This is a genomic window from Flavobacterium flabelliforme, assembly GCF_017948675.1.
Classification (GTDB): domain Bacteria; phylum Bacteroidota; class Bacteroidia; order Flavobacteriales; family Flavobacteriaceae; genus Flavobacterium; species Flavobacterium pygoscelis.
Genome location: NZ_JAGFBU010000001.1, coordinates 79,506 through 105,573, shown reverse-complemented (window position 1 = coordinate 105,573; position 26,068 = coordinate 79,506). Strand labels below are relative to the sequence as shown.

The 26,068-nt window shown below is 31.3% G+C and carries 22 protein-coding genes; 12 read left to right on the top strand and 10 right to left on the bottom strand.

Annotated features, from left to right (window positions below; translation table 11 throughout):
- Positions 1-48: 48 nt before the first annotated feature.
- Positions 49-2,268 (bottom strand): FUSC family protein, encoded by a 2,220-nt coding sequence (locus J3S90_RS00470; protein ID WP_210643969.1) that lies wholly within the window; start codon positions 2,266-2,268, stop codon positions 49-51.
- 192 nt (positions 2,269-2,460) lie between these two features.
- On the opposite strand from J3S90_RS00470, the gene def reads away from it, so the two are divergent.
- From def to J3S90_RS00450, 4 genes are all read left to right on the top strand, one after another.
- A complete protein-coding gene (gene def / locus J3S90_RS00465) occupies positions 2,461-3,048 on the top strand; it encodes a peptide deformylase (protein ID WP_210643967.1) in 588 nt (195 codons plus the stop codon).
- A gap of 86 nt (positions 3,049-3,134) precedes the next feature.
- Positions 3,135-3,623: a DUF5606 family protein gene (locus J3S90_RS00460; protein WP_210643965.1), complete on the top strand. Its 489-nt coding sequence runs from the start codon at positions 3,135-3,137 to the stop codon at positions 3,621-3,623.
- An 80-nt stretch (positions 3,624-3,703) separates the two neighbouring features.
- Complete coding sequence (mazG, locus tag J3S90_RS00455; RefSeq protein WP_210643963.1) at positions 3,704-4,486, top strand: nucleoside triphosphate pyrophosphohydrolase; 783 nt, start codon at positions 3,704-3,706, stop codon at positions 4,484-4,486.
- 324 nt (positions 4,487-4,810) lie between these two features.
- Positions 4,811-6,259, top strand: coding sequence for an APC family permease (locus J3S90_RS00450; RefSeq protein WP_210643961.1), 1,449 nt, complete (start codon positions 4,811-4,813; stop codon positions 6,257-6,259).
- A 1-nt stretch (position 6,260) separates the two neighbouring features.
- Here the strand turns inward: J3S90_RS00450 and J3S90_RS00445 are convergent, their stop codons facing one another.
- Complete coding sequence (locus J3S90_RS00445) at positions 6,261-6,947, bottom strand: Crp/Fnr family transcriptional regulator (RefSeq protein WP_188049810.1); 687 nt, start codon at positions 6,945-6,947, stop codon at positions 6,261-6,263.
- A 109-nt stretch (positions 6,948-7,056) separates the two neighbouring features.
- On the opposite strand from J3S90_RS00445, the gene J3S90_RS00440 reads away from it, so the two are divergent.
- The 8 genes from J3S90_RS00440 to J3S90_RS00405 all read left to right on the top strand — a co-directional run bounded on the left by J3S90_RS00440 (position 7,057) and on the right by J3S90_RS00405 (position 15,873).
- On the top strand, positions 7,057-9,462 hold the full coding sequence (locus tag J3S90_RS00440; protein ID WP_210643959.1) for a heavy metal translocating P-type ATPase: 2,406 nt from the start codon (positions 7,057-7,059) through the stop codon (positions 9,460-9,462).
- Positions 9,463-9,578: 116 nt separating this feature from the next.
- On the top strand, positions 9,579-9,782 hold the full coding sequence (gene ccoS, locus J3S90_RS00435) for a cbb3-type cytochrome oxidase assembly protein CcoS (RefSeq protein ID WP_188049812.1): 204 nt from the start codon (positions 9,579-9,581) through the stop codon (positions 9,780-9,782).
- A gap of 53 nt (positions 9,783-9,835) precedes the next feature.
- Positions 9,836-12,013 (top strand): cytochrome-c oxidase, cbb3-type subunit I, encoded by a 2,178-nt coding sequence (ccoN, locus tag J3S90_RS00430; RefSeq protein WP_188049813.1) that lies wholly within the window; start codon positions 9,836-9,838, stop codon positions 12,011-12,013.
- Between the two features lie 18 nt (positions 12,014-12,031).
- Positions 12,032-12,211, top strand: coding sequence for a CcoQ/FixQ family Cbb3-type cytochrome c oxidase assembly chaperone (locus J3S90_RS00425; RefSeq protein ID WP_188049814.1), 180 nt, complete (start codon positions 12,032-12,034; stop codon positions 12,209-12,211).
- 18 nt (positions 12,212-12,229) lie between these two features.
- Positions 12,230-13,096: a cbb3-type cytochrome c oxidase N-terminal domain-containing protein gene (locus J3S90_RS00420; RefSeq protein ID WP_210643957.1), complete on the top strand. Its 867-nt coding sequence runs from the start codon at positions 12,230-12,232 to the stop codon at positions 13,094-13,096.
- Positions 13,097-13,192: 96 nt separating this feature from the next.
- Positions 13,193-14,611: a cytochrome c oxidase accessory protein CcoG gene (gene ccoG, locus J3S90_RS00415; RefSeq protein ID WP_210643955.1), complete on the top strand. Its 1,419-nt coding sequence runs from the start codon at positions 13,193-13,195 to the stop codon at positions 14,609-14,611.
- Positions 14,612-14,646: 35 nt separating this feature from the next.
- Positions 14,647-15,099 (top strand): FixH family protein, encoded by a 453-nt coding sequence (locus J3S90_RS00410; RefSeq protein ID WP_210643953.1) that lies wholly within the window; start codon positions 14,647-14,649, stop codon positions 15,097-15,099.
- A 72-nt stretch (positions 15,100-15,171) separates the two neighbouring features.
- Positions 15,172-15,873, top strand: coding sequence for a sulfite exporter TauE/SafE family protein (locus J3S90_RS00405; RefSeq protein ID WP_188049818.1), 702 nt, complete (start codon positions 15,172-15,174; stop codon positions 15,871-15,873).
- A gap of 66 nt (positions 15,874-15,939) precedes the next feature.
- Here the strand turns inward: J3S90_RS00405 and hemN are convergent, their stop codons facing one another.
- The 8 genes from hemN to J3S90_RS00365 all read right to left on the bottom strand — a co-directional run bounded on the left by hemN (position 15,940) and on the right by J3S90_RS00365 (position 26,026).
- Positions 15,940-17,304 (bottom strand): oxygen-independent coproporphyrinogen III oxidase, encoded by a 1,365-nt coding sequence (gene hemN, locus J3S90_RS00400; RefSeq protein ID WP_188049819.1) that lies wholly within the window; start codon positions 17,302-17,304, stop codon positions 15,940-15,942.
- A 129-nt stretch (positions 17,305-17,433) separates the two neighbouring features.
- Positions 17,434-17,910 carry a hypothetical protein gene (locus tag J3S90_RS00395; protein WP_210643951.1) on the bottom strand — a complete coding sequence of 159 codons (477 nt, stop codon included), beginning with the start codon at positions 17,908-17,910 and terminating at the stop codon, positions 17,434-17,436.
- A 137-nt stretch (positions 17,911-18,047) separates the two neighbouring features.
- The gene (locus tag J3S90_RS00390; RefSeq protein ID WP_210643949.1) at positions 18,048-18,395 is read right to left on the bottom strand and encodes a hypothetical protein; all 348 of its coding nucleotides are present in this window, start codon (positions 18,393-18,395) and stop codon (positions 18,048-18,050) included.
- A gap of 128 nt (positions 18,396-18,523) precedes the next feature.
- Positions 18,524-20,530, bottom strand: coding sequence for a DUF349 domain-containing protein (locus J3S90_RS00385; protein ID WP_210643947.1), 2,007 nt, complete (start codon positions 20,528-20,530; stop codon positions 18,524-18,526).
- A 261-nt stretch (positions 20,531-20,791) separates the two neighbouring features.
- Complete coding sequence (locus J3S90_RS00380; RefSeq protein ID WP_210643945.1) at positions 20,792-21,541, bottom strand: shikimate dehydrogenase family protein; 750 nt, start codon at positions 21,539-21,541, stop codon at positions 20,792-20,794.
- Positions 21,541-22,938: a tetratricopeptide repeat protein gene (locus J3S90_RS00375; protein ID WP_210643943.1), complete on the bottom strand. Its 1,398-nt coding sequence runs from the start codon at positions 22,936-22,938 to the stop codon at positions 21,541-21,543. The genes J3S90_RS00380 and J3S90_RS00375 overlap by 1 nt, the downstream gene beginning before the upstream one ends.
- Positions 22,939-23,169: 231 nt before the next feature.
- Positions 23,170-24,354 carry an aspartate aminotransferase family protein gene (locus J3S90_RS00370; protein WP_210643941.1) on the bottom strand — a complete coding sequence of 395 codons (1,185 nt, stop codon included), beginning with the start codon at positions 24,352-24,354 and terminating at the stop codon, positions 23,170-23,172.
- 16 nt (positions 24,355-24,370) lie between these two features.
- Positions 24,371-26,026, bottom strand: a complete 1,656-nt coding sequence (locus J3S90_RS00365) for an OstA-like protein (RefSeq protein WP_210643939.1) — start codon at positions 26,024-26,026, stop codon at positions 24,371-24,373.
- Between the last annotated feature and the right edge of the window lie 42 nt (positions 26,027-26,068).

Genomic DNA, 26,068 nt, shown 5'->3' with positions numbered 1-26,068 from the left:
CATTAAAATTAGATCTTACTATATCTAAATTTTAATGCCTTTTATTATTTAACTAGTTTTTAGAATTTTTATTGTTTTTACAATGTTTTCAGATAAATTATTGAGCCAGACGAGCTGTTCAATAACTAATTGTGCTTCTTGCATTTTTAACTGAAAATCTTCTTCTTCATCATCATTTGGAATTCCTTTTTTCATTTCATTTTCTTGAATTTTCTTTAATTCTATAAAATGCATTGCTAATTCTTCCTGCGGAATATTTTCTGAACTGTCTAAATTATTTTCTTTTAAAATAGAAATGGCGTATTCTAGACTTTTAGAAACTGTATCTATAACGATGTTAAAAGTTTTAGAGGCAGTAGTGGTCTTATGAGACTGTATGTAAGTTCCCATCGATGCTAACGATGATAATAAGGAATGATTTAGCACTGCTAATTTGTAAACTTGCGGTAATTGTTTTTGTTTTGATTTTGGTTCCTGTGACATTCTTTGAAAAGACGCCATTAAATTCCCCACTTCTATAAAGGCATTTTTTCGAGCTAATCGGTAGGCGGTAGAAAGACTTCCTTTTTCGTTATAGAAAATAGCAATTTGTTTAAGGTACTGTTGATTTGCTTTTATCGCTTTTTCTAAATGGTTTGGGATGTTTAAAAATTCCCAGGATGGCCATAAAAAGTGATTAGCTAAGAAAGCTAATGCCGCACCTACAAGAGTATCTAGTATTCTATACTGCACCAAGTCGCTAATGTTTGGGGTTAGTATACCATATACAAATACTACATACATAGTCACAAAAGTGGCGCTAACTCTATAATTTATTTGAGTAAAACTAAAACCCAAAAGAATACAAATTATAGCTAGTATACTGATGACGAAATTTTCTTTTACAATATACAGGATGCCAAATGCAATCAATCCGCCAAGAATTGTACCTATTAATCGTTGAAAAGAGCGTTCTTTTGTTAAACCATAACTTGGTCTTAGAATTACAATTATCGTCAATAAAATCCAATATACATTTTGAAAAGGTAAAAATATACCCAAAATAAATCCAAACATTAAGGTAATAGTAAGCCGTAAGGAATGTCTAAAGATAGTAGAGGAGAAGCTTAGATTTTGGGTCAAAGTACTCAGCGGATAATATTGTGGAGTTAAGAATTTTTCTAAATCCTTGTCAATTCCTTTAAAATCAAGTTTGTTTGAGGTGAGAGAAAAAGCTCTTTCGATAATTTTTATTTTTTCGACTTGTTTTTCTGCATATTGTAGCATCGTAGTTAGCATTAAAACGCCTTCTGAAGCTGCTATTTTTCCTAAATCTTTCTCATAGATTGTGATTGCGTGTTGTAGCGCATTCAGATCCTTCAATAAGTTATATTTCGAAACATATACTTTTCTTTTCTTGACACTTTTTGATAGTTTTTTTAAACTAGCCGCAAGATTATAGGCTAATTTTTGATAGGTAAGTAAGAGTTCAGGCTGATCATCAAACTTTTTATGTAATTTTTCGTGGTCAAATGATGTAGATAAGGATAGTTCAAGTATTTCTACCAAAGATATAAAAACCAGTAACATTTTGCGGTTTTGATTGGACGATCCATTTACGGTAGAGTTGCTGATGATAAATTCTCTTATGTTTTGATGAATAGTATTCAATTCAACCTGAAGGTGTAATTGTTTTTCTATTATCAATTTTTTGTCCGTATTTGTATTCCACAAATCACCGCGCAGTTTTAAATATTTAGAAGATAATTTGATACATTCTGCAATTTGTAGTTCAATGTAGCGGTGGGGTCTGATATAATGAAATACAAGAGAAACTATGAGGTAAAATAAACCACCAGCTAAAATTAGACCAGCATGTTCTATCATTGCCCAACCAGTTGAAATATTTGAGAAAGCTAAGGATACGGTAACTAGACCAGAAAACGAAACCATCGTACCTCTTTGACCATAAACAGAAATCATCGACAACAAGAAGATGAGTAAAGTTAAAAAAGGATAAAAAATCCAAGGGTAAGGATGTACAATATTGATAATCAAATTAATGCTAGCTACTAAAAAAGCAGTAAAAACAATACCTTTTATTTTATGTTTTAAGCTACTAGGAATGTCGCTAGGATAAGTAAAAAAAGCACCAATTGCCATTGCAAAGCCCATTCCGAATTTTCCTAAATAAGTGAATACTATCACAGGAATTACAGCAGCTATTGTTACTTTCATAGCATTTGTAAAATAGGTACTGTCTGTAAATTTTTGAATTTTGTATAACATAGCATCGTGTTATAACAAAGGTAAGATTTGTATGAATTATACAAAGGATTAACCCAAATCTTTTGTCTCAAATTGTTAATATTAGGTAATAATTAATAGATGATTATTCATTGTCTATTTTTTTGCTATTTTTGCAAACTGAATAAAAAGCATATTCGCTTATTTTGTCAGATAATATTTAATACAACACGAATGATTGTACCGATTATAGGATATGGTGATCCAGTTTTAAGAAAAACAGGAGAAATAGTTTCACCAGAACATCCAAATTTAAAAGAGATTATAGCTAATATGTACGAGACGATGTACAATGCTTATGGTGTTGGACTTGCAGCACCTCAGATCGGTTTAGCACTTCGTTTATTTGTAATAGACACAACTCCTTTTAGTGATGATGAAGAACTAGATAATGCGGCACAAAAAAAACTTCAAGGCTTTAAGAAAACTTTTATCAATGCAAAAATGATTAAAGAAGAAGGTTTAGAATGGAGTTTTAATGAAGGATGTTTAAGCATTCCTGATGTAAGAGAAGATGTTTATAGAAATCCAACTATTACGATTGAATATTGTGAAGAGGATTTTGTTATGAAAACTGAAGTATTTGATGGTTTAATTGCTAGAGTAATTCAACACGAATACGATCATATCGAAGGAATTTTGTTTACAGATAAAATCTCTACATTAAAAAAACGTTTGATTCAAAAGAAATTAAAAAATATTTTGGAAGGAAAAACATTTCAAGATTACCGAATGAAATTTTTTGGTAAAAAAGGAAGGTAAAAAAAGAGTAAGCTTCTATTGGTACGATTCTTGGTTATAAACAAAAAAAATAATAAGTCAAATTCTTAATAATAATTACAAAAAAAATGAATTTAGAAAAAATATTAGCAATTTCTGGGAAACCAGGTTTATATGTATTGCAAGTTCAAACTCGTACTGGGTTTGTAGCAGAATCATTAGTGGATGGAAAAAAAATCACTGTGAATTTGAAAAGTAATGTAAGTTTATTATCTGAAATTTCTATTTACACTTACGAAGGTGAAAAGCCATTATCTGAAATTATGCAAAAAATTGCGGATAAAGAAAATAAAGGACAAGCGATTTCTCATAAAGAGGACAATACAACTTTAACGACTTACTTTAAAGAAATTTTGCCTGATTATGATGAAGAAAGAGTGTATCCATCAGATATTAAAAAAGTTTTGAATTGGTACAACATGCTTCAAGCAAAAGGATTAATTATTGATACAGTAGTAGTTCCTGCAGTTGATGAAGAAGCAGTTGCTGAATTAGAGGAAGCCCCAGTTGCAGAGGCTAAAGTTTCACCAAAGAAACAAAAAGCTACAAAAGAGTAATTTTACTTTAAAATGATATTTAATCCTGTTCAGTTCTATTTCTGAACAGGATTTTTTTATTTTTACCAAAAATATTTCTCATGAATTCAAGACAAACTCAATTAGAAGCTTTCGGAAGATTATTAGACATCATGGATGATTTGCGTGCAAAATGTCCGTGGGATAAAAAGCAAACTATGCAAAGCTTACGTCATCTTACTATTGAAGAAACTTACGAATTAGGTGATGCAATTTTAGATAATGATTTAAACGAGGTAAAAAAAGAGTTAGGAGATGTCTTGCTGCATTTGGTTTTTTATTCTAAAATTGGAAGTGAAACAAACGACTTTGATATAGCGGATGTATGTAATGAAATCTGTGAGAAATTAATTCATCGTCATCCACACATTTACAGTGATGTAGTTGTGAAAGATGAAGAAGAAGTAAAACAAAATTGGGAAAAACTAAAGCTAAAAGAAGGTAAAAAATCAGTTTTAGAAGGTGTTCCTAAAAGTTTACCTGCATTAGTTAAAGCAAGTAGGATTCAAGATAAAGTGAAAGGAGTTGGATTTGATTGGGAAGAATCACATCAGGTTTGGGATAAAGTGCAAGAAGAATTAGCTGAATTACAAGTTGAGGTTGATGCTGGTGATCAAGATAAAATTGAAGCAGAATTTGGTGATGTTTTATTTTCGATGATTAATTACGCTAGATTTCTTAAAGTAAATCCAGAAGATGCATTAGAGCGCACTAATAAAAAGTTTATAAAAAGATTTCAGTACTTAGAAAGTAAAGCAGAAGAATTAGGAAAACCACTAATGGACATGACTTTGGCTGAAATGGATGTTTTTTGGGAAGAAGCAAAGCGTCTTCCTAAAAAATAGGAATTGAAAATCTGTGATTTTCAAATATTCAAATTTTGGGAAGAAGCAAAGCGACTTCCTAAAAAATAGGAATTAAAAATCTGTGATTTTCAAATATTCAAATTTTGGGAAGAAGCAAAGCGACTTCCTAAAAAATAGGAATTAAAAATCTGTGATTTTCAAATATTCAAATTTTGGGAAGAAGCAAAGTGACTTCCTAAAAAATAGGAATTGAAAATCTGTGATTTTCAATTATTCAAATTTTGGGAAGAAGCTAATAATTTATATTTTTCAGAATTTAACGGATAAATTAAACCATTATACTATTCATAATTAAACAGATCAATGCCAGAAAATAAAACTGAATTAAAACGTTCTTTAGGATTAATAGATGCCACGAGTTTAGTTGCAGGATCAATGATAGGTTCTGGGATTTTTATTGTTACTTCAGCGATGGCGAGAGATATTGGATCTGCTGCTTGGTTATTAGTAATTTGGATAGTGACCGGATTAATAACAGTTGCTGCGGCGTTGAGTTATGGCGAATTAGCTGGAATGATGCCAAATGCAGGAGGACAATTTGTCTACATTCAGCGTGCTTACGGAAGACTCGTTTCTTTTCTTTACGGATGGACTGTTTTTACAGTAATTCAAACAGGAGTAATTGCGGCTATTGCTGTGACGTTTGCTAATTATGCAGCAATTTTCTTTCCTGTTTTAGATAAAACTCTTATTACTATAGGAGGCAATTTTATTATTTCTTACCAAAAAGTTTTAGCGGTTTTTAGTATTGTACTCTTAACATTTATTAATACAAAAGGAGTAGAAAGTGGTAAAAGAGTTCAATTGGTTTTTACTTCTGCAAAATTAATTGCTCTGTTTGCCTTAATACTTTTAGGTTTGTATGTAGGTTTACAAACATCTGTTTTATCGGATAACTTTACCAATATGTGGGAGGCTAGTAAAACAGTTGTTAATGCAGATGGAACTATTACGGTAACCAAACTTGCAGGAATGGCGCTGTTAGGAGCTGCTGGAGCTACAATAATTAATTCTCTTTTTTCTAGTGATGCATGGAATAATGTGACATTTATTGCAGGAGAAATTAAAGAACCTAAAAAAAATATTCCTAGAAGTTTATTTTTAGGAACTTTAATAGTTACCGTTATTTATGTTTTGGCCAATCTAGCTTATTTGGCTTTATTGCCGATGCAAGGAGCTCCGGGTGTTGCCAATATAAGCAGTAGCGGAATTATGTTTGCTAGTAATGATAGAGTTGGTGCAGCTGCTGCAAGTATGATTATGGGTAATATAGGTGTTTTTGTAATGGCAGGATTAATTATGGTTTCAACTTTTGGTTGCAATAGCGGATTAATCCTTTCAGGCGGAAGATTGTTTTTTGCAATGGCAAAAGATGGGCTTTTTTTTAAGCAAGCTACTCAACTTAATAAAAATCAAGTTCCTGCAAAAGCTTTATGGGTACAATGTATTTGGGCTTGTGTATTATGTATTTCAGGTAAGTTTGGTGATTTATTAACTTACGCTACTTTTGCTTCCTTGTTATTTTATATTTTAACAATTCTAGGTGTTTTCATTCTTAGAAAAAAAGAACCAAATACCCCTAGACCTTATAAAGCATTTGGCTATCCTGTAATTCCAGCACTTTATATAGTAGTAACAATAGGAATATGTATGACTTTATTGATTTATGATACTTTTAATACGGGACTTGGATTATTTATAGTAGCACTAGGAATTCCAGTTTATTATTTCACTATGGATAGAAAAGAGTAAATTAAACAGTTCTACTTATTTTTTTTAATTTGTTAATATCTTTTAAGACTATTTTTTTACCTGTTAATTCTATAAGCTCTAATTTATTAAAATCAGATAGTAAGCGAATACAGCTTTCAGTTGCCGTACCAATCATACTAGCTAATTCGTCTCTAGAAAGTTGAACTTTTAAAGAATTATCTTCATTTTTGCCAAAAGTATCATGAAGGTAAAGCAGTACTTCTGCTAATCTTTCTTTGACTGTTTTTTGAGCTATGTTTACCATGTGATCATCTGCGTCTTTCAAATCGCCACAAATTGATTTCATAACATTCATAGAAAACTGATTGTTTTTGTCAAAGAAACCCATTACTTCTGTTTTTGGAATAAAACAAACATGCATATCTTCTAAGGCAACAGCACTTAGATTTACCGGTTCTTCACTAATCATAGAGCGTTGACCCAATAACTCTCCTTTACTTACTAATTTTACAATATGATCTTTTCCATTTGCACTAAGTTTAGTTAGTTTGCAAATACCATCTTTAATGCAATAAATACCATTTACATTTTCTCCTTCTTCAAATATAACGTCCCCTTTCTTTATAACATGGGTAGTCTTGCAATCCGAAATTTTAAGTAATTCGTCTTTGGTTAGTGCCTTTAAGGAGCTAAATTCTCTAACGATACATTGTTCACATTTACTCATAGTATAACTGGGGTGTTTAACAGCGCAAATTTAGACATTTATATGACAAATATCATTTTTTAACGGAATCAATTTCGTAACCTTTGTGGCAGGTAAAATGAGCAAAGTTATGGACACACAAAACTGTTTCCATTGTGGTTTAGATATTGTAAAAGAAGACGAAATTATTTTTGATGCTAAAAATTTCTGTTGTAACGGTTGTAAAACTGTTTATGAAATCTTTAGTCTCAATGATATGACGTGTTATTATGATTTCGAAAAATCACCTGGAGCAACTCCGCAAGATATTAGCGGCAAATATGATTTTTTAGATAATGAGAGTATTGTATCCAAACTTTTGGAATTTCAAGAGAATTCGACCGCTATTATTTCACTTAACATTCCACATATACATTGTAGCTCGTGTATTTGGATTTTGGAAAATCTACAGCGTCTTCAAAAAGGCATAAGCACTTCTCAGGTTAATTTTCCAGAAAAGAAGGTTAGAATAACCTATAATCCTGAGTTGGTTTCGATCAAAAACATTGTTTATTTATTGAGTTCCATAGGATATGAACCTTATATTAGCTTAGAAAATTACGAAACAGGGGCTAATAATGTCGACAGAAGTTTAACTTACAAGTTAGGTGTTGCTTTCTTTTGTTTTGGTAATATAATGTTACTATCATTTCCGGAATATTTTGAAGTAAAAGAATTTTGGCTCGATCACTATCGTGGTTTTTTTAGATGGTTAATTTTTGCTTTGGCTATGCCAAGTTTTATTTATTCTGCCAACGGTTATTATGTTTCTGCCTATAAAAGTATTAAAACAAAAATGCTTAACATTGATATTCCTATTGCTTTAGGAATTGTAGTGATGTTTATTCGCAGTGCTTTTGATATCATTATGGACTATGGACCTGGTTTCTTTGATAGTCTAACTGGGCTGATCTTCTTTATGCTTTTAGGAAAAATGTTTCAAATTAAAACGTATAGTTTTTTAAGTTTTGAGCGTGATTTTAAGTCTTATTTCCCAATTGCAATTACTAAAATTAATGCAGATACTTCAGAAGAAAGTGTGCCGATTTACGAAGTTTTAAAAGGCGATCGATTGCTAATTAGGAATCAAGAACTAATTCCTGTTGATGGAATTCTGATTTCTGAGCAAGCTGAAATTGACTACAGTTTTGTCACAGGGGAAGCCGTAGCCATTACTAAAAAATCAGGTGACAAAGTATTTGCTGGAGGAAAACAAATAGGAAAAGTGATCGAAATGGAAGTACTGCATTCAGTTTCCCAAAGTTATCTGACTCAGTTGTGGAGCAATGATGTTTTTCAAAAAAATGTAGAGCAAAAACACAAAACGATTACTGATAATATTTCGCATTATTTTACACCAATATTATTATTGATTGCTTTTGTTTCCTTTACTTATTGGATTTTTATCGATGCTACTACAGCATTCAATGTCTTTACCGCAGTGCTTATCGTTGCTTGTCCTTGTGCATTGGCATTGACGGCTCCATTTACTTTTGGAAACGTATTGAGGATCCTTGGTAAGCAAAAATTTTATTTAAAAAATGCTTTAGTTATTGAGCAATTAGCTAAAGTTGATACCATAGTTTTTGATAAAACAGGGACAATTACAACAAATAAAAAATCGAATATTTCGTATGAAGGAACGACACTTTCAGATGAAGAATTGCTGCTAATAAAAAATGTTCTTAGAGCTTCAAATCATCCGTTAAGCAGAATGTTATATGATTATTTGCCGCTTCCTATTTTAGAAAATATATCTGCTACACTTACTAAAAAAATGAAAGTTGAGTATTTTGAGGAGATTACTGGAAAAGGAATTAAGTCTCAAATTTTTGGGTATACGATCTTAATTGGTTCTGCGAGTTTTGTCGAAAAACTAGAGGACTCTTCTATTCAACAAACAGCTGTACATATAAAAATTGATGGGATTTATTTCGGAAAATTTATTTTCAATAATCAATACAGAGAAGGTTTAGAAGAGCTTTTTCAGACTTTGAGTAAACAATATAAAATTAAAGTTCTGTCTGGCGATAATGAAGGCGAGCGTTCTGTTCTAGAACGATTATTGCCTAAAGGAACGGAGTTGATTTTTAATCAAAAACCGGAACAAAAATTAGAATTTATAAAAAATTTACAAGAAAAAGGAAATAACGTTATGATGGTAGGTGACGGTCTAAATGATGCTGGAGCTTTAGCGCAAAGTGATATTGGTATTTCTATTTCTGAGAATGTAAATGTTTTTTCTCCTGCTTGTGATGCGATTTTAGATGCGAATGAATTTCAAAAATTAAATTATTTCCTGAAATTTTCAAAAAATTCTATAACCACCATTAAGATGAGTTTTACTTTGTCTTTACTGTACAATGTGGTTGGGCTAACGTTTGCTGTTACAGGAAACTTATTGCCTCTAGTTGCAGCTATTATAATGCCGCTCAGTACTATAACTATTGTGAGTTTTGTAACGGTAATGAGTAACTACTACTCGAGAAAGAAGTAAGTGTAAATTTAAAATATTTGTTTATCTTCACATTTATTTAACATTTGTTAAGATGTATGACATTTGTCATATTTTGCTCTAAATAATCACAGTAATTTTGTAACATAAACTTAGGTATGAGTGTCATTTATTTATTAATAACCATCAGTATAATAATTGCTATTGGTTTTTTTATTGCTTTTATAACAGCAGTGAAAACAGGTCAATACGATGATGATTATACACCATCTGTCAGGATGCTTTTTGATGATGAGCTATTGAAACCAACAAAAAAGGAAATTAAAGTTGAAAAAAAAGAAGAAAATAAATTAGATGTCTAAATCTATAGTATTGACTTCAAAATGTTTAAATTAAGTTAAAAACAAATTTATTTATGGAAATGCAGCAGTTTTATTATGACAACAAAATTGTAAAGAAATTCATTTATGCCACCATCGCTTTTGGTGTGGTAGGAATGGTAGTAGGGCTTACATTGGCCTTTATGTTTCTTTTCCCAAACATGACCGATGGAATTTCATGGTTAAGTTACGGTCGATTAAGACCACTACACACAAATGCTGTTATTTTTGCTTTCGTAGGAAATGCTTTTTTTGCTGGAATGTATTATTCTATGCAACGATTGCTTAAAGCAAGGATGTACAGTGATTTCTTGAGTAATATTCACTTTTGGGGTTGGCAACTAATCATTGTTGCTGCAGCGATTACTTTGCCATTAGGTTTTAGTTCGTCAAAGGAATATGCTGAGCTAGAGTGGCCTATTGATATTGCTATTACTCTTATTTGGGTTGTAATGGGTATCAATATGATTGGTACGATGATAAAACGTAGAGAGCGCCATTTATATGTTGCTATTTGGTTTTATTTAGCAACTTTTGTTACTGTAGCAGTTTTACATATTTTTAATAATTTAGAATTACCAGTATCTGCATTCAAAAGTTATTCTGTTTACGCAGGAGTTCAAGATGCATTAGTACAATGGTGGTACGGTCATAATGCGGTTGCATTTTTCTTGACTACTCCTTTCTTAGGTTTAATGTATTATTTTGTTCCTAAAGCGGCTAATCGTCCTGTATATTCATATAGATTATCAATCGTTCACTTTTGGTCTTTGATTTTTATATATATTTGGGCTGGACCTCACCACTTATTATATTCTGCATTACCTAACTGGGCTCAGAATTTAGGAGTTGCTTTCTCAATAATGTTACTTGCTCCATCTTGGGGTGGTATGATAAACGGGCTTTTGACTTTAAGAGGTGTTTGGGATAAAGTACGTGTAGATCCTGTTTTGAAATTCTTCGTTGTAGCGATTACAGGTTACGGTATGGCCACTTTTGAAGGGCCAATGCTATCTCTTAAAAACGTAAATGCTATTGCTCACTATACGGATTGGATTATTGCTCACGTTCACGTAGGTGCATTAGCTTGGAACGGATTTATGGCTTTTGGTATGATTTATTGGTTAGTTCCTAGAATGGCAAAAACCAGTTTGTACTCTTTAAAATTAGCTAACTTTCACTTTTGGATTGGTACATTAGGTGTTATTTTATATACAATTCCAATGTATGTTGCTGGTTTCTTACAAGCTTCAATGTGGAAACAGTTTAATCCAGACGGAACGTTAACTTATGGTAACTTTTTAGAAACAGTTACTCAAATCATGCCAATGTATTGGATGAGAGCAATTGGTGGATGTCTTTATTTAACTGGAATGCTTGTTTTAGTATATAACATTGTTCAAACATTAAGAGCAGGTGCAACTATTGAAGATGAATTAGCCGAAGCTCCAGCTTTAGTTAGAATAAGTTCTGGAAGAGTAAAAGGAGAAAAATTTCACCCTTGGTTAGAAAGAAAACCTATTCAATTGACAATTTTAGCAACTGTGGCTATTTTGATTGGTGGTGTTATTCAGATTGTTCCAACCATTATGGTAAAATCAAATATTCCTACAATTACAAGTGTAAAACCTTACTCTCCTTTAGAATTAGAAGGACGTGATTTGTATATTCGTGAAGGTTGTGTGGGTTGTCACTCTCAGTCTGTTCGTCCTTTCCGTAGTGAAGTAGAGCGTTATGGACCCCAAGCAAAAGCAGGAGAGTTCGTGTACGATCATCCATTTTTATGGGGATCAAAACGTACAGGACCAGATTTATTAAGAGTAGGTGGAAAATACAATGATAACTGGCATTTTAACCACTTCTGGAGTCCACAAAGTATTTCTGCAGGTTCAATTATGCCTGGATACAAATGGTTATTTGACAACAAACCAATGGATATTTCATTAACTCAAAAGAAAATGAAAGCTATGGTTACCCTTGGTGTACCTTACACAGAAGCTCAAGTAGCGAGTGGTTTGGATGATTTAAGAAAACAAGCTCTTGCCATTGAAGAAAGTTTAAAAAATGATCCTGACTTTGTGAAAAGTTATGATGAAAGTAAGAAAAAAGCAGAAGCTAGAGGAGAAAAATTTGTTCCTATGAACGAAAGAGAAATTGTAGCTATGATTGCTTATATGCAAAGACTTGGAACAGATATTAAAGTAAAGAAATAATACTAAAATTAGTTAATCATGTTTGAACAAGTAAAACATAATTTGGAGACCATCGATGGAGTTTCCATATTTCCTATCTTATCCTTATTGATTTTTTTCTTATTTTTTGTAGGACTTGGTATTTGGGTGTTTTCATATAAAAAAGAAAGAATCGATGAGCTAAGTCAGATGCCATTGAATGACAATAAAATAGTATAATTTTTTAAAATTTAGAGAATGAAAAAATTAATTCCAGCATACGTTAGCGTTCTTGTAATATTCTTTGCTGCTTTTGGAGCAATGGAGTATTTCATTGACTCAGGAGATAAACCTGCCTTTATAAAGTACCCAATGGTTTCTGTATTTTTATTGGTGTTCCTTTTTGTTTTGGTTGCCATTGCAATTACTATGAGAGCAGTAGATAATGTCACCTATCATTTACTAACTGACGAGCAAAAAGCCGAATTAAATCAAAATACTAATTGGAATATAACAGAAAAAAAATGGTATAAAAAATTAGTTAGTGCTGATGAAACGGTTAGTGAAGACCAGTTATTATTAGAGCATGATTATGATGGTATAAAAGAACTAGATAACAATTTACCATCATGGTGGGTTTATTTATTCTATGCATCAATTGTATTTGGAGTGATCTATATGGTTCGTTTTGAAATATTAGGAGCTGATGATCAAGAGATGGAACTTAAGAAAGAAATAGCTCAAGCTAAAATTGAAGTGGCTGAGTATATGAAAACTGCACCGGATATGATGGACGAAAAAACAGTTACTTTATTAACTGATCCAGCAGATTTAGCAGTAGGAAAAGAGATATTTACTACTAATTGTGCTGCTTGTCACAGAGCAGATGCTGGAGGTCAAATTGGACCAAACTTGACAGATGATCAATGGATCTTAGGCGGAGGTATTAAAAATATTTTCCACACCTTAGTAAATGGAGGTCGTGATGGTAAAGGAATGATTGCATGGAAAGGAACTTTAAAACCCAAAGAAATGCAAAAAGTGGCAAGTTATATTATATCTTTAAAAGGAAGTAATCCAACTGATCCCAAAGCTCCAGAAGGTGAAGTTTGGGTTGAGGAGTAATATTTATTACAGTTAAATAATAATTAAAAACACGCGTTTTTATTTAGCTTTAGGATTTTAAGAATTATTTTAAAATTGTGTTTTAAATAAAAAAAAATGTCAAAATTACCAGATGAAGCTTTTAGAGACACTATTGGTACAATAGATACTGAAGGAAATAGAAAATTTATTTTTCCAAAAAAACCTTCAGGGAAGTTTTATGATTATAGGAAATGGCTCAGTTATTTTTTATTGATCATATTTGTTGTTTGTCCTTTTATAAAGATCAATGACAACCAATTCATGATGTTTAATATTCTGGAAAGGCGATTCAATATTTTTGGATTTCCATTTTGGCCACAAGATTTTTATATTTTCGTTCTTTTTTTACTGGTAGGAGTTGTATTCGTAATTCTATTTACAGTTATTTTTGGAAGGATCTTTTGTGGATGGATTTGTCCGCAGACTATATTTTTAGAAATGGTTTTCCGTAGATTTGAATACTGGATTGAAGGCGATAGAGGAGCACAAATCCGTTTAGAAAAGCAAGAATGGAATGCAGAGAAAATTAGAAAAAAAGCACTTAAATGGTCTGTATTTTTAATTATTTCTTTTTTTATTGCTAATGTATTTCTTGCTTATCTTATTGGGAGTGATAAATTATTTTTGATGATCGAAGAAGGACCTAAAGATCACATCAGTACATTAATATCGCTTTTGATTTTTACAGGAATTTTTTATTTCGTTTTTGCTTGGTTTAGAGAACAAGTATGTATTATAGCTTGTCCTTACGGAAGATTACAAGGCGTTTTGTTAGATGATAAATCGATTAATGTTGCTTACGATTTTGTTCGTGGTGAAAAAGAAGCAGGTAGAGCTAAATACAATAAACAAGAAGACAGAGCAGCTTCAGGAAAAGGAGATTGTATTGATTGTAAACAATGTGTAAATGTTTGTCCAACGGGTATTGATATCCGCAACGGAACGCAAATGGAATGCGTCAATTGTACGGCATGTATTGATGAATGTGATGTCATTATGGATAATATTGGATTGCCGAGAGGATTAATCCGTTACGCCTCTGAGGAAGAAATTGAGAAAAACGTAAAGTTTAAATTTACTCCTAGAATGAAAGGTTATTCAGCGATATTATTTATTTTGACAGGAATATTAATTGGGCTTTTGTTTTTACGTACGGACGTCGAGGCTACAATATTGCGTTTGCCAGGACAATTGTTTCAGCATAAAGGAGAAAATATCAGTAATATCTATACGTTTAAAATTATAAATAAAACCAATAATAATTTTAATGATGTTCATTTTAAATTAGTTGGTATAAAAGGAACATTAAATGTTGTAGGTAAACAAGTCTTGCAAGTGCCAAAGCAAGGAATGAGTGGCGGGACATTGTTTATTGAGATAAATAAGAATTTATTGGATAGCGATAAGACCAAATTAAAGATCGAAGTTTATGATGGTGGTAAAAAAATTGAAACGAGTACCACAAGCTTTTTAAGTCCTAGAAGTTTTGACTAATTTACAAAACTGTAAAATTTATAAATAAAAATAACATGAAAATTAATTGGGGAACTGCAATCGTAATTGCTTTTGGTTTGTTTATAACCTTCATATTATATTTTGTTTTTAAAGTACAATCAGATTCAAAATATGATAATGATTTAGTTGTAGAAGAGTATTACAAGCATGATGCTAATTTTGGTGCAGAAATGAAAAGAGTGCAAAATGCAGAAGATTTAGTTTTAAAACCTGTAATTGCTGCAGTTGAAGATGGAGTTACTATCGTATTTCCTAGTTCATTTACACCCAAAAATATAAAAGGAATTGTGTCCCTTTATAGACCGTCTAACAAAAAATTAGATTTTGAAATTCCAATTTCTCTTTCTGATGCTACTACTTTGCTCATACCTAAAAAAAGTTTGGCAGGCGGTCGATGGGACATTAATATGGAATGGCAATATGATGGAAAGTCCTATTTGTCTAAAGAAATAATTTATATCAATTAATAAAATTAAAAGCCACCAAGTCTTATTTTTGACTTTGTGGCTTTCAATTTTATAACAATAGAATTAACAATAATGCTTTACTCTGCCTTTATCTTCGGTTTAATAAGTAGTTTTCATTGCATTGGTATGTGTGGACCTATTGCGATGATGTTGCCTGTAGATCGTAATAATCAAGCTAAAAAAGTAACTCAAATTATTACTTATCATATAGGCAGGTTAACAGCTTATGCTTCGATTGGTTTTATATTTGGACTTCTTGGAAAAGGTTTTTTTTTAGCAGGTATTCAACAAAATTTATCCATTTTCATAGGCATCGCTATGATTTTAATAGTCTTAGTTCCTGATAAGATTTTTGCTAAATATAATTTCTCTAAGCCTGTTTTTAAGTTGATATCTAAAATTAAAACTGCTTTAGGAAGTCAATTTAAAAATAAGAGTTATAAATCTTTGTTTACTATTGGTTTATTAAATGGCTTTTTGCCTTGCGGAATGGTCTATGTAGCTCTATTTGGAGCAATAGCGATGCAAAGCGAAGGATTGGGAGTCTTATATATGATTTTATTCGGTTTGGGAACCGTTCCTATGATGAGTAGTGTAGTGTATATTAATTCGTTTTTAACCATTCCGATCCGTAATAGAATTCAAAAAGTAATTCCCTATGTAGCTGTTATTATAGGTTGTTTGTTTATTTTGAGAGGTTTGGGTTTAGGAATTCCTTATATTTCTCCTTCCAATATGAGCTTATTTGTTCAAGGAGATCCTAATTGTCACTAATTTTAGCATTACTAAATGTCATAAAAAAATACGCTCAAGGCGTATTTTTTTTATTTAATTTTAATTTTAGATTGTCATAGAGAATAATTGTGTTTCTGGTGCTTTTCTTTTCAAACGTAAATCAAATGCCATACAGATATTACGAACATATGGTTTACCAGCATCGGTAACTTGAATGCTGTTTTTATTAATAATCAGCAATCCGTCGTTTTCCATTTCCTTTAATTGAACAAGAACCTCTGGAATCTCTTCAAAATAAGTTTCTTTATTTTCCCATGATGTTTCAAATTGACACATCAAATTTAAAATGTGCTTTCTAATTTTTAAATCTTCGTTATTTAAAACATGTCCACGATAAACCGGTAGTTTATCCCATTCTAATATTTGATAATAATCTTCTAAGTTTTTTACATTTTGAGCAAAACTATACCAACTATCACTAATCGATGAAACGCCTAAACCTATCATCAATTGGGTTTTAGAAGAGCTATATCCCATGAAATTGCGGTGCAGTTTTCCGTTTTCAAAAGCGTCATGTAAACTATCAGTTTCTAAGGCAAAATGATCCATTCCTATTTCATGATAGCCATTTTCAAAGAGTAATTTTTTACCAGTCTCATAAAGCATTCTTTTTTTATCATCTTTAGGAATGTCTTCATCTTTAAAACCACGTTGACCATTTCCTTTAATCCAAGGAACGTGAGCATAACTATAAAATGCCAATCGATCGGGTTGTAATGATTTAGTTTTTTCAATAGTATCTATTACATCTTCAATTTCCTGAAAGGGTAAACCAAATATAATATCATGACCGATAGATGTATAACCAATCTCTCTGGCCCAAAAAGTAACTTTTGCCACATTATGAAAGGGTTGTTCTCTATGTATTGCTTTTTGAACTTTAGCAGAATAATCTTGTACGCCAAAACTAACTCTTCTAAATCCTAAATCATACAATTTCTGTAGATGTTCGTGAGAAGTATTGTTAGGATGTCCTTCAAAACTAAATTCATAATTAGTAGCTTTTACAGCGCTAGTAAAGATTCCGTTTATTAAATCTTCTAAATTCTTTGGCGAAAAAAACGTTGGTGTTCCTCCTCCTAAATGTATTTCCTTGATAGTTGGTTTTTCTCCTAATATTTTACAATAGATTGACCACTCTTTTAGAACCGCATCAATATAGGGATTCTCTACACTATGGTTTTTTGTGATGCGCTTGTTACATCCACAAAAAGTGCATAAACTTTCACAAAACGGCAAGTGAATATAAAGACTTATTCCTTCTGGACCGTTACTTTCTACAAATGATTTTTTTAAGGTTTCAGTCCAAATTTCATACGAAAAATCAGATTCATCCCAATAGGGAACCGTAGGATAACTAGTATATCTAGGTCCTGGAACATTATATTTTTGAATTAAAGAGTTTTTCATAAAAAATAAATTTAGTAATAATCAAAAGTAACATTATGACTAAATATTTAAAATGATAATTATCATATTAAGCATAGTTATAAAAAAAGAGACTTTTAAAAGTCTCTTTTTTTATTATTTTAATAAGCGTTAAATAGAAATGCAATTGTCTATTATTTGCTTATATTTTTTTGCAAGTTGATGATCTTCATACAAGCAAAGTTGCCCCATTTGATCATTTTCAATTTTATAAAATGGCACAGATTTTATTTTTTTATTTTCTTTGTAATGAAACTCTAAGTCTATTTGTGTTATTGTTTCACCGCTATTGTCCTTTGTAACTACCAATTTACTAGTTTGAATATCCTTCAAATCGACAAACGAGTTCTTTTCTGATTTTAAATTAAAATCCATTAAAAGAAAACCTTTATTTTTTTCGTCTAAAGCCATTACTTTTTTATTTAATGTTTCTGTAGTTTCAAATTTAAAACGATTGTTTTGGCTAAATTCTGCTTTTATTTTTTCAATTTTTGATTTATTCATAGAGTTTGATCTTATTGAATAAAATATAGGAAGTGCAATTAAAATTGTAAGGACAAGACCAATTATGGCTATAGAAGTATCCATTTTTTTTATTTTTTAGTAATTTATATGACAAGATAATTTGTATTGAATATCTAAAGATATCAATCAATATTAGGACAAAGCAATGTCCTAGAAGTAGTAAAGATTAAAAAGACTTCAATACTATTTTACAGTTATTACTACCAAAAAGAATGATAAGGGAAGAGTAGTAGAGAAACCTTTTCGCATCGGTCAATATCTTGATAATCAAAACGAATAAAAAGTGTTTTGATTTTAAAATCGGATATTACAGAAGAATAACTGATTAAGTATTTTATAAACGAGCAGCTAGGATTTTTGTAATGTGGTAGAAATGAAGAAGCAACTTGAGGCTGAATAAAAACGGAGGTGTGAACGTTATCAGCTGCAAAGGAAGTTTTGTTTTGTTCTACTTCGAGTGTTTCACCCCGAGATTGATTTGTAGTAAACACAAATAAAAAGACAAATGAAAGCCCAATAATAAATATGGTTTTCCGAATCCAATTCATTTTGTAAATATATACTTTGCTATTGAATATAAAGTGATTTTTGTTATAAATGAAAGTTAAAACTAAAATCTATTTTTATAAAAAAAACCTTGAACATTTAGTTCAAGGTTTTAATATTTAATAATACTTTATTCGATATTTATATTTCTCAATTGTTTTAACTTTTCCTTCCAGACACTAAGTGTTTCTTTGTGAATTGCAATATTTTTTCGAACTTCTAATACGATAGAATTTTCTTTTTTTGCATTACGTGTATTGGTAAAAAACTGAATGTTATTTTCTAATTGAAAGATCTCATTCTGTACTTCTTCAATTTTACGCATGATAAAGATCTTTTCATTATCTAACTTACGGGAATCATTACTTTCAGTTAAATGATCCACTCGGTTTGCAAAACGCATCATTTCAGTATCTTTTTTACTCAAATTTAATTTTTCAAAAAGAGCATCTAGAATTTTATTAAATTTACCTTCAATATGTCTTCTTGGAAAAGGAACTTTACCAAAGTTTTTCCAAGTTTCAATATGCAGTTTAATTGCATCTAGATCTGCTTTGTGTTCTCCTACCAATTGAAATTCTCTCAGCGTTTCTAAATAGGCTTTTTTATTATCAAAAGCAGCAACTTCTTCTGTATTTTCTTCGCTTTTTTGTTCTTTTAGTTTTTCAAAATAGTGATTACAAGCATCTTTAAATTCTTTCCAAATTTTATCAGAGTATTTTCGGGGAACGTGACCTATTTGTTTCCATTCCTCTTGAATTTGCTTCATAATTGGAGTAGTGGCAGCAAAGTCTGTACTTTCTTGTAAAGCTTTAGCTTTTGCAACAAGAGCTGTTTTCTTGCTTAAATTGTCATTTTGGTCTTTCTTAATATCTTTGTAAAATGAGTTTTTGAAAGAATTAAAATTTCTAACAGCAGTTTTAAATGCAGACCAAGTTTCTTCATTAACATCTGAAGGTACTTTTCCAGAAGAGAAAAAAGTAGTTCGTAAAGCTTCTACTTTTTCAATTTGAGCAAGCCATTGTGAATGTGCATTTACTTTTTCAGTAGCTAAAACTTCAATTTGAGCAATAATATCTTTTTTCTTTGCTAAATTTTCAAGTTCAGTTCCTCTTTGATTTTCAAATAAAACCTCTCTTTTATCATGCATTTGCTTAGTTAAGTCACTAAACTTGTTCCAGATTTCATCGCGGTGTTCACGCGAAACAGGACCAATATCTTCTTTCCAGATTCTATGTAAATCTTGTAGTTCTCTAAAAGCTTTATTAATATCTGCCTCGTTTACTAATTCTTCAACACGGGCAACAATTTTTTGTTTTTGCTCTAAATTATGTTTAAAATCAAGATCTCTAGCTTCTCTGTCTAAATGCAAATAATCATAGAAATTTTCTACATGAAAATGGAAATTATTCCAAACGTGATTGTATTTGTCTTTTGGAATTGGTCCAGCATTTTTCCAACGCTCTCTTAAATCATTAAAATGTTTTAAGGTATCCTTAATATTTGCTTGAGGATTAATAAGCTCTTTTAATTCTTCTACGATAGCCAAACGGTTTTCTAAATTAGTTTTTAGATTTGTTTGTAAGTTTTTGAAATGCGCATTTTTTGCATCTCTGAAAATGGAGTAATATTTGTCAAAATTGCTCTTTAAAGGAGAATGATATTGAAATTCTTCATTTGGATCTTGGTTTTCCGCAGCAAATTCTTCTTTTTTCTCTTCTAAAAGGTGATTGTATTTCGCCAAAAACGATTTCTTTATTTCTTCTATATGATCTTTTGCTGATACTAATTTTTCATTAGAAACCAGGTTTTTTAGTTCTTCTACTAACTCTTCTAATGATAAGGTATCATAATCTTGCATGGGAATATCATGACGCTCTTTTAGAGTTTCGTCTTCACTTTCTTCTGCATTAGTATCTGAAATAGCATCAAGTGCATTCTGATTTTGAGTTTCTACAATTTTATTCTCAGAAGGTTGTATTTCATTTTCTTCTGCAGCAAAAGCAGTAGTTTCTTTAGAAATATTATTTTCTATAGACTCAGTCACAGTTGTAGTTGACTCAACTGAATTGTTTTCAATATTTCCATCTGTTTCGCTCTCATGGCGAGACAGGTTATCATTCTTTTCTTCTAACATTTTTTCAATGTGTAAGGTTTGTAATTGTATCTATTGCGAAAGGTACTAAAGCAGTATGAAAATACAAAATTAATCTGCTCATTATCACTTTTTTTCGCTGAAATTATCAGATTTAAATCCATTATAAATTATATTGTACAATTTAATTCCTACTTAACTGGATGCTTTTTATCAAAATAAATTGAATTAAGAGTAAAAAAAAAACCACAACATTTTATAGTTGTGGTTTTATATTCAAATTTTGTTATTGTGTTTTACAAATTACTTATTCCAAATTTTCCATGCTTTCTCTGCTTGAAATATAAGCATGTCTAAACCGTTTGTAATTTGTGCTCCTTTCTGTTTTGCTTTTTTTAAGAATTGTGTTTCTTCAGGGTTATAAATCAGATCAAATGCAATATGGTTATTCGTAAAATAGTCATACGGAATATTGGGATATGCCTCTATGTTAGGACTTGTTCCAACAGGAGTAGTATTAATTATAATTTGATAATTATCAAACGTAGTAGCATTGATGCGATCATAACTGATACCATTTTCTTTAGCTTCTCTTGAAACAAAAGTATACGGAATATTAAGTTCGTCTAAAGCATATGCAACTCCTTTTGAAGCTCCACCTGTTCCTAAAATTAAGGCTTTTTTATGATGAGACAATAATAAGGGTTTTAATGATTTTTTGAAACCATAATAATCTGTGTTATACCCTTTTAATTTTCCTTTCTTAGTTACTCTAATTGTATTTACAGCCCCTATTAGAGCTGCTTTTTTTGACAATTTATCTAAAAAAGGAATAACAGTTTCTTTATAAGGAATAGTAACATTTAAACCTTTTAGGTTTGGAGTATTAGTTATAATATCAGAGAAAGTGTCTATTTCCTGAATGTCAAAGTTTACATAACTACATCCTTCAAAGTTTTCGTTACTGAATTTTTTAGTAAAATAAGCTTTAGAGAAGGAGTAGCTTATATTTCTTCCTACTAAACCAAAACCTTTTTGTACAATGTCTATCATTATAATTTATTATGTTTTGCAATAAAATTTTGTACTATCTTTTTTGCCCAAACTACAGGAAATAACTCTTCTAAAAGAGTTTGGTTGGCTAAATTCAATCGTAAAGCATTGCTTAAGTGAAACTTTGCTTTTGTAGCTTCTGATAACATATAGTATAATCCGGCCAAACGATATTCTACTTCATTTTCTTCTGGAAAATATTCAGAAGCTTGTAATAAAGTTTGAACAGCACTTTGAAATTCTCCTAAAAACTGAAGAATATCTACCCAAAACAACCATGTTTCTAGAGAGTGATCTCCAAATTCTACCGCTTTTCTATAGCCAAATTCTGCTTCTTCAAAGAAGTTCATTTGTTTGTTTATCGAGGCATAACGTTTCCAATATAAGCGATTTTGATTGTCAATTGCTAGTGCTTTATTGACAAAGAAAAGTGCTTTTTGATAGTTTTTTTGTCTTATGTAAAAATCAGTAATAGCAATCCAACCTTTGTCTAAAAGTGGATCTTCATGTACAGTCTCATTAAAATATTTTAATGCTAAAGCTTTCTTTCCTATTTTTTCATAACATTTTCCTATTCTTAACAATGCATAAGAGGTCGCATCTTCTAATTCGATGGTTCTTTCGTAACTTTCAATTGCTTCTTTGTATTTTTTTAAACGTTCAAAAGCTTTCGCTTTTTCCATAAACGCTCCTAGGAATTCATCATCAATTAATGTGGCATAATCAAAGGCACGAATAGCGCTTTCATATTCTTTTACACCGTAATGCAAACGTCCTACTTGATGCCAAGCAATTTCGCTGTACGGATTTTTTTCAATATATTGATTTAAGAAAATTATAGCTTCTTGATTTTGATCTAAAAATTCAAAACAATAGACCACGTTATATAATGCAGATTGATCTTCTAAATCCTCTTCTAGACATTTAATAAAATTTTCTTTTGCTAGCTCAAAATTGTCCATAAATAAGTATTCCATACCTATTAAGTTATAGACATCGGCATAATCATCTGTGTATTTTAAAGCAATTTTTAATAACTCAACTGCTTTATCATGCTGATCTCTTTTGGAGTAAATATTTGCTTTTTGAATGTATATTTCTTCGTTTGTTGGTTCGATTGCATATAATTCATTCAATAGTTTTTCTGCTAATTCTAATTTGTCATCGTAGACTAACATCTCCACTTGAACTAATTTTAGTCCGGTTGATTTAGGGTGTTGATCTAGTGCTAATTTTAATGCTTTTTTTGCCAAAGCGGCCTTACCCATATCGAGATAGTGAAGAATAATTTCTTCAAATTCCTCCGAGTCAAAAAAGAGCACTTTGTTGGTTTTCAACATAGACTCAAATTTAGATAGGGATAAGTTATGGTCTTCTTCTTCGTTGCTTAATTGCATACTGTGTTTTTTTAATATAGCCTAAATAAAGTTAGGCATCCTTACTGTTAATGTGAGGAGAAGTGGTAATTGTTTTGAACAATTTAATTAACAAAAAATAAATTTCAGTTTCTAAAATAAATTCCTTAAAAACCTTAGATTCTAGCCCTGATAGAAGTGAAAATCCTTTTATGGCGGGTTTCGCCATAAAAGATTGTAACGGATAGCAGGAATAGCTCCTAAAAATAATTATTATCTATTGAAAATCTCGTCCATAACCTCTAGAATAATTGCGCAACCTTCTTTAATTTCTTCATTAGAAATGGTAAGCGGTGGCGTAATTCGTATTGCTGTTCCTTCAAAAAGTAGCCAAAATAAAATAAGCCCTTTGTCTTGACATTTCAGAATTACTTCATTTGTGATATCGGCGTTTTTTGTCATAGCGGCCAACATTAAACCTTTTCCTCGTACTTCCTCTATCAAAGGATGTACCAAAAGAGATCTGTATAGTTTTTCTTTCTCTAGGGCTTCTGCCATTAGATTGGTCTCGGTAATTTCTTTCAAAGTGGCCAAACAGGCTGACGCTATGACAGGATGTCCACCAAAAGTAGTGATATGTCCTAGTTTTGGATTTTCACTTAATAAATCCATACGTTCGGCTGAAGCTGTAAAAGCACCAACCGGCATTCCGCCACCCATTCCTTTTCCTATAACGAGAATATCGGGAACGACATCGTAATTTTGAAATCCAAAAAGTTTTCCTGTTCGTCCAAAACCGGGTTGAATCTCATCTAAAATCATCATGGCACCAACTTCATCACATCGTTGGCGTACTTTTTTTAAAAAATCATTATGTGGTTGAATAAATCCAGCACCTCCCTGAATAGTTTCCAATATAATTCCGGCAGTTTTATTTGTTATTTTTTGTAAATCAGCTTCGTTATTGAATGTGATAAAATCTACATCAGGTATTAAAGGACGAAAAACTTGTTTTCGTTCTTCAAAGCCCATAACACTCATCGAACCCATCGTATTGCCATGATACGCATTGTAACATGAGATCAATTGGCTTCTTCCCGTGGTTCGTCTTGCTAGTTTTAAAGCTCCTTCAATAGCTTCTGTTCCAGAATTTACTAAATAGGTTTTGTCTAATGAAGATGGTAGGAGTGAGGCCAGTAATTTGCAATATTCAACCGCTGGACTTTGTGAATATTCTCCATAAACCATTACGTGTGAATATTTGTCGAGTTGGTCTTTGATCGCTTCATTTACTCTTGGATGTTGATGTCCAAGCGGGCAAGCTGAAACGCCTGCTACAAAATCTAAGTATTTTTTATTATTGGTGTCGTAAATATAGGAGCCTATGGCATGAGAAACTTCCATTCCTAAAGGATACGGAGAAGTTTGTGCTTGATACTTTATAAAATCAGTGTTCAAAACGTTTTGTATTAAATTATTTTACTTTTCCTTTTTTTGGAGTCTGTGGACTTTTCTTTTTATCATAATTTAAAGTCTCTTTCCTTATCTTCATAGGAACATTCTCTAAGGCTTTTTCAGATTTTTTTGCCTTAGCTAGCAGCTCATTGTCTTCATCTTCTTCTGGTGGGAAAATATCATCTTTAGATTTTATTCTTTCTTCTCCTCGCCAAACTAGTCCTCTTAGTTTACGTGCATTTTCTGGGAGATCTTTTTCTGGATAAATATCACCATCAACTTGATTGAAAAAAGTAATTGTTTCTATTTCATTTTTTTCTAAAAGAAGATTTATTTTGCTACTTACATTTTTGTTGATCCCAATAAGATCTTTGGCATCATTTCGCATGTAATAGATGACTTCTGCATTTTTGATAATATCAACATCGCGTAGTTTACCTTCAAAAAATTTACCATAGAGATTTTGACCTTTAACTTGGTTATAACCAGTTCCTAAAGTATCTTTTGAAACCAAAAATGTATTGTTAAGTACTTTGAGTGAGTCTAATTTTTGGGTTGTATTATTTCCTATTATGTGCATAATGTCTCCCGTAATCTGACTTTCACCATTCCAAAGTATTGGATTACCAATCATTTTTGTCAATGCAATTTTAGAATCAGAATGAATTGAATCACATTTTCCGCTCATATCCGTTTTATAAAAACGTACATTATTAAAGGCTCGGATGATGCGATTTCCTTCTTTTCCAGTAACCATTAGTTTTTTTCCATGAATATAAACCGAATCATTTTCGACAAAGTTTACTGCAACAGCTCTTTTGGTTACAAAAACCGAATCCTTTTTTTTATACATTTCAGCATAATTTCCTTTAATGATTCCGCGGTTGATTGAATCAGTAATTTTTACATTTCTCGTTGCCGATGCAAATTCTCGATTTCGATCATAGTATAAACTATCGCCTTTAATCACTCTATCATCGTATTTAATATAGGATTTATTCAAAAAATGGGCTAAGTTTTTTTTGGTATCGTAAAATCCTTTTTCAGTGTAAATATAATTGGCTTTACTGGTAATTGTTGAAGGCCCAAAGAGATAGGAGTGTCCTGAATTACTAAAATAATCAAGGTGATTCGATTTAATTACGTAGGTCGGATTTGTTATAGTTACAGCAGTTAAAAACTGAAATTTCTTTTGATTAACATAGTATCTGCCGGCGTTACTTTGCAAGGTATTGTCTTTATTGGTTATCGTGCCAGGAGTTTCATAAAAAGCTTCCTGAGTGTTACGATCAAAATTGATTGTCTCTGTTACTAATGTTGCGTCTGGTGAGCTCATTACTGCATCTCCGGTAGCATAGGCTTTTTTTGCATTCCCATTATACTCAGCATATTTACTGTTCAAGAATAAAGTGTCACCTTGCACCATTTGTACATTACCAAATGCTTTAATGTAATTTTCCTTTTGAAAATAGTAAGCTTTGTTGCAAGTCATAACAATTCCATCGTGATTCACGCGAACATTTCCAACAAGCAGCAAAGCATCTGGAGTTTCTGTTTGATTTACATCGGCAAAATCAGAATTTTCAATAATAATTTTTTTCGGGGCTTGTGCCAAAACTACATTTGTAATTAGTAGTACGAAACAATAACGAACGAAAAACAGTGATTTTTTCAAAGGATTTAATTTTTGTCAAATTTATGAAAAAGGATACAATCC

Excerpts from the sequence above, each read along its gene's own strand:
- J3S90_RS00470 (WP_210643969.1), bottom strand. The coding sequence starts at position 2,268 with ATGTTATACAAAATTCAAAAATTTACAGACAGTACCTATTTTACAAAT.
- def (WP_210643967.1), top strand. The coding sequence starts at position 2,461 with ATGATTGTACCGATTATAGGATATGGTGATCCAGTTTTAAGAAAAACA.
- J3S90_RS00460 (WP_210643965.1), top strand. The coding sequence starts at position 3,135 with ATGAATTTAGAAAAAATATTAGCAATTTCTGGGAAACCAGGTTTATAT.
- mazG (WP_210643963.1), top strand. The coding sequence starts at position 3,704 with ATGAATTCAAGACAAACTCAATTAGAAGCTTTCGGAAGATTATTAGAC.
- J3S90_RS00450 (WP_210643961.1), top strand. The coding sequence starts at position 4,811 with ATGCCAGAAAATAAAACTGAATTAAAACGTTCTTTAGGATTAATAGAT.
- J3S90_RS00445 (WP_188049810.1), bottom strand. The coding sequence starts at position 6,947 with ATGAGTAAATGTGAACAATGTATCGTTAGAGAATTTAGCTCCTTAAAG.
- J3S90_RS00440 (WP_210643959.1), top strand. The coding sequence starts at position 7,057 with ATGGACACACAAAACTGTTTCCATTGTGGTTTAGATATTGTAAAAGAA.
- ccoS (WP_188049812.1), top strand. The coding sequence starts at position 9,579 with ATGAGTGTCATTTATTTATTAATAACCATCAGTATAATAATTGCTATT.
- ccoN (WP_188049813.1), top strand. The coding sequence starts at position 9,836 with ATGGAAATGCAGCAGTTTTATTATGACAACAAAATTGTAAAGAAATTC.
- J3S90_RS00425 (WP_188049814.1), top strand. The coding sequence starts at position 12,032 with ATGTTTGAACAAGTAAAACATAATTTGGAGACCATCGATGGAGTTTCC.
- J3S90_RS00420 (WP_210643957.1), top strand. The coding sequence starts at position 12,230 with ATGAAAAAATTAATTCCAGCATACGTTAGCGTTCTTGTAATATTCTTT.
- ccoG (WP_210643955.1), top strand. The coding sequence starts at position 13,193 with ATGTCAAAATTACCAGATGAAGCTTTTAGAGACACTATTGGTACAATA.
- J3S90_RS00410 (WP_210643953.1), top strand. The coding sequence starts at position 14,647 with ATGAAAATTAATTGGGGAACTGCAATCGTAATTGCTTTTGGTTTGTTT.
- J3S90_RS00405 (WP_188049818.1), top strand. The coding sequence starts at position 15,172 with ATGCTTTACTCTGCCTTTATCTTCGGTTTAATAAGTAGTTTTCATTGC.
- hemN (WP_188049819.1), bottom strand. The coding sequence starts at position 17,304 with ATGAAAAACTCTTTAATTCAAAAATATAATGTTCCAGGACCTAGATAT.
- J3S90_RS00395 (WP_210643951.1), bottom strand. The coding sequence starts at position 17,910 with ATGGATACTTCTATAGCCATAATTGGTCTTGTCCTTACAATTTTAATT.
- J3S90_RS00390 (WP_210643949.1), bottom strand. The coding sequence starts at position 18,395 with ATGAATTGGATTCGGAAAACCATATTTATTATTGGGCTTTCATTTGTC.
- J3S90_RS00385 (WP_210643947.1), bottom strand. The coding sequence starts at position 20,530 with ATGTTAGAAGAAAAGAATGATAACCTGTCTCGCCATGAGAGCGAAACA.
- J3S90_RS00380 (WP_210643945.1), bottom strand. The coding sequence starts at position 21,541 with ATGATAGACATTGTACAAAAAGGTTTTGGTTTAGTAGGAAGAAATATA.
- J3S90_RS00375 (WP_210643943.1), bottom strand. The coding sequence starts at position 22,938 with ATGCAATTAAGCAACGAAGAAGAAGACCATAACTTATCCCTATCTAAA.